The 3,907-nt window shown below is 50.7% G+C and carries 3 protein-coding genes and 1 pseudogene; 2 read left to right on the forward strand and 2 right to left on the reverse strand.

Annotated features, from left to right (window positions below):
- Both ACR0P9_RS08730 and ACR0P9_RS08735 read right to left on the reverse strand, forming a co-directional pair.
- A pseudogene (locus ACR0P9_RS08730) lies at positions 1-352 on the reverse strand (hypothetical protein); the annotation flags it as partial.
- Between the two features lie 35 nt (positions 353-387).
- On the reverse strand, positions 388-1,260 hold the full coding sequence (locus ACR0P9_RS08735) for an AraC family transcriptional regulator (protein ID WP_432619273.1): 873 nt from the start codon (positions 1,258-1,260) through the stop codon (positions 388-390).
- Positions 1,261-1,514: 254 nt separating this feature from the next.
- On the opposite strand from ACR0P9_RS08735, the gene ACR0P9_RS08740 reads away from it, so the two are divergent.
- Positions 1,515-2,447 carry a sugar phosphate isomerase/epimerase family protein gene (locus tag ACR0P9_RS08740; protein WP_432619275.1) on the forward strand — a complete coding sequence of 311 codons (933 nt, stop codon included), beginning with the start codon at positions 1,515-1,517 and terminating at the stop codon, positions 2,445-2,447.
- 54 nt (positions 2,448-2,501) lie between these two features.
- Positions 2,502-3,683, forward strand: coding sequence for a Gfo/Idh/MocA family protein (locus ACR0P9_RS08745; RefSeq protein ID WP_432619277.1), 1,182 nt, complete (start codon positions 2,502-2,504; stop codon positions 3,681-3,683).
- Positions 3,684-3,907: the final 224 nt, after the last annotated feature.

Genomic DNA, 3,907 nt, shown 5'->3' on the forward strand with positions numbered 1-3,907 from the left:
AAGCGGAGAACAGATTCATAAATCGGGTAAATACCAAGCTCAGCGGCAATTGCAGCAGATCCATGATAAGAAGCAGCTTGAGATTGCGGCGAATGACCGGAGCGCGGTCCGGATGGACGCGATACCGGCGGTTTAATGCCAGATGAATCAGCAGTTCTACGAGAACAAAGATGGCATATAAGAGAAAGGTCATATTGCCGAAGTTGCTGTTGGTGATGGTAGAAATACTGAAGGCGACAGAGATAATCGGTGAAACGCCGAGGCCGCATTTGGTGTTGAGAATAATTCCCAGCGCGAGAATCAAAAGACCCACGATATAAAAGAAAATTCTGGGAATCAGATGTTTGTTCATAATTCGTCACTCACTTTCTTATTCCGACAAATATTTTACATCTGATTTCGTTCTCCGCGCAAGGCTTCCAGATACTTTTTTCGGTATTGAATCGGTGTTGTGCCGACAATGCGCGTAAACAGGGAGTTGAAATAGTTCGTGTTGTCATAGCCGACCATGGTTGCAATGCGTGTGGCGGAATGATCGGTGGAAATAAGCAGGGTTTGTGCCATGCCGATGCGGCGGCGAATGGCATATTGAATTGGAGAATATCCCGTGGCATCTTTAAAGGTATGGGACAGATAGGGAACGCTGCAGCCAAGAGCCACGGCGATGTCCTCTAATTTGAGCGGTTCTGTGTAATGGGCATCAATATAGTCTTTGATGCGGCGGGTGAGCAGAGAAGCGGAACTGCGAATGATGCCGTCCTGCTGTGTGACAGGCATTTGTGCGGCCAACATGAGCAGAGAAATGCCAAGTGTCTGTGCGGTCAATTGTTCCGGCGGTGTACCGTCGTTGAGAGCAAGGATTTGTTCCGCGAGATTGCGCAAAAATGAAAACTGTGCCTGAGAGGCGCGGACGTGCGGACTGTCTGACGGAATACAATGATTGACCGGCAGACCTTGGAACTGCACATGTGAAAAGCCGAAACAATACGTGCCGATTTCCACATCGGTGTTGGATACCACTTCGTGCAGTTCTCCGCAGTTATAATAGATGAGATCGCCTTCCTGAATGAGATACGAGAAGTTGTTGACATTATAGGTGCCGAAGCCGCGATAGCACAGCAGCAGCTCGCACATCGAGTCATGCCCGTGCATGGGGCGGTCGTGTTTGGTTTTTCCGTAGTCCTGCCGATTGGCGTTGACGAGCACGGGAAGTGCACCGTCTTCAAACACCTGATGAGAAATGGTCTGGATGTCTTTCATGCTTGTACTCCTTTTTTTATGAGGGAAACAACAAGATAGTGTAGTGTCCAAAAAAATGCTTTGGATTTTGTGCAAAATACCATGCAAATTTTTGCGGGAATTTACAAGATAATGAAGGTGTTTCTTTGAAAATTTCGTATAATAGAATCATAACACAGGAACGACAAACCGTCAAAACAAGCTGGTGATACACAAGCCAACAACAAGATTGTGTATCACCAGACCGCGTGAGTATAGAAAAGGAGATTGTACCTATGAGCATGAACATTTGCGGCGCTCCGAGCTGCTGGGGCGTAGACGATCCGAAAAATCCGTATCTGCCGCCTTGGACCCGCGTGCTTTCCGAAGCAAGCCAGGCAGGTTATCGTGCGATTGAGCTTGGCCCTTGGGGCTACATCCCGAACGATGTCGATCTCGTGGCAGAAGAGCTGAACAAGAACGGTCTGGGCATCGTTGTTGGCACCATTTTCCATGATCTGGTGACACCGGAAAACCAGCCGAGCGTGCTTAAGGCTGTCGATGACATCTGCAAGCTCATTACCGATCCGAAGATGCCGAAGCTGCCGGTACACGAGGGACAGAAGTGGCCGACACCGTATCTGACGGTTATGGACTGGGGTCATGACGAGCGCGACTTCAACGCAGGCCATTCCGACCGCGCACCGCGCATGGACGATGAGCAGTGGGCTGCTTTCGTCAAGAATGTCCGCGCTGTCTGCGACAGAGCAAACAGCTGGGGCGTGCGTCCGGTCATTCATCCGCACGCTGGTACCTACATTGAGTTTGCTGATGAAATTGAGCGCATTACCAATGATATTCCGTATGATGTTTGCGGTCTGTGCTTGGATACCGGTCATCTGTATTACTCCGGCATGGATCCGGTAACTTACCTGAAGAAGTATCAGGACAAGCTGGATTACGTGCACTTTAAGGATGTTGACCAGAAGGTATACGAGGAAGTTATGGGCGAGCATATTCGCTTCTTCGATGGCTGCGGCAAGGGCGCTATGTGTCCGATCGGCACCGGCGCACTGGATTATCCGGCAATCAAGCAGGCACTGGAAGACATTGGCTACAGCGGCTACATCACCATTGAGCAAGAGCGCGATCCGCGCAATTCCGATACCTCTCTGCGCGATGTCAAGCGCAGCGTAGATTATCTGAAGTCTGTTGGCTATCAGATCTAATTGAGATTATATCACAGAGAGTTTATAGAAGAAGTTTTTTAGGAGGAAATGACTATGATTAACGGTTCTAAGGTTCTGGATCATCCGATTCGTTGGGCTATGGTCGGCGGCGGCAAGGGCAGCCAGATTGGTTACATCCATCGTTCTGCAGCACTGCGCGACAACAACTTCCAGCTGGTAGCTGGCGCATTCGACATCAATCCGGAGCGCGGCATGGCTTTTGCCGCTGAGCTGGGCATTGATCCGGATCGCTGCTATCCGGACTACAAGACCATGTTCGAGAAGGAAGCACAGCGCGAGGACGGCATTGAGGCTGTTTCCATCGCTACCCCGAACAGCGTACACTACGAAGTGTGCAAGGCTGCTCTGGAAGCTGGCATCCATGTTGTATGCGAGAAGCCGCTGTGCTTCAGCACCGAAGAGGGCGAAGAGCTGGTTGCTCTGGCTAAGAAGAAGCACCTGGTTGTCGGTGTAACCTATGGTTACTCCGGTCATCAGATGATTCAGCAGGCTCGTCAGATGATTAAGAATGGTGATCTGGGCGACATCCGTGTTATCAATATGTCCTTCGCATTCGGCGGCTACAACTACAAGATTGAAGAGACCAATGCTGCTGCTAAGTGGCGTTTTGACCCGAAGAAGGCAGGTCCGTCCTTTGCTATGGCAGACGTTGGCACCCATTGCCTGTACATCATCGAGGCAATGATTCCGGACATGAAGATTGACAAGGTTCTGTGCTCCAAGGATGCTTTCGTAGAAGGTCGTGAGCTGGAGGACAACGCGTTCACCCTGATGCGTCTGAACGCTTCCAACCATGTACAGGAGGGCGCAAAGGTTTACTGCTGGTCTTCTTCCATCAACTGCGGCGCACGCCATGGTCATGTGATTCGTGTTGTTGGTTCCAAGGCTTCCATCGAGTGGGATGATGAGCGTCCGAACCAGATGACTTATGAAATTGAGGGTGAGCCGGTACGCCGTCTGGAGCGTGGCGCAGGCTACCTGTATGAGGAAGCTCGCGTAGAAGACCGCATCGGCGGCGGCCATGCAGAGGGTCTGTTCGAGGCATGGGCAAACCTGTATCGTCGTTTTGCTCTGGCTATCGAAGGCATGAGCAAGGGCGAAGAAGAGTACGGTGACTTCTGGTATCCGGACGTTGAAGCTGGTCTGGCTGGCGTCAAGTGGATTGAGAAGTGCGTAGAGTCCGCAAACAATGGCGAAGTTTGGGTTAAGTACTAAGCAATTACCATCTGTTCCATGATTTTGATATAGCAGGTGCCCGGCATCTGCGGAGAGAGTAGAAAGAGCTTCAATCGTTTGTTTTCCCCCAAGCGGTTGAGCGGGAGAAAGCGGAACCCCCTGTTGGATCAATTTCCAGCAGGGGGTTCGTCGTGTATTGGCTTGACAAGCAAGAAGCAAAATGATACTATAAGGATACAAGAGGTACACCGATAGACGGCGCG

This window comes from Butyricicoccus sp. (assembly GCF_050872565.1).
GTDB lineage: Bacteria > Bacillota > Clostridia > Oscillospirales > Butyricicoccaceae > Butyricicoccus_A.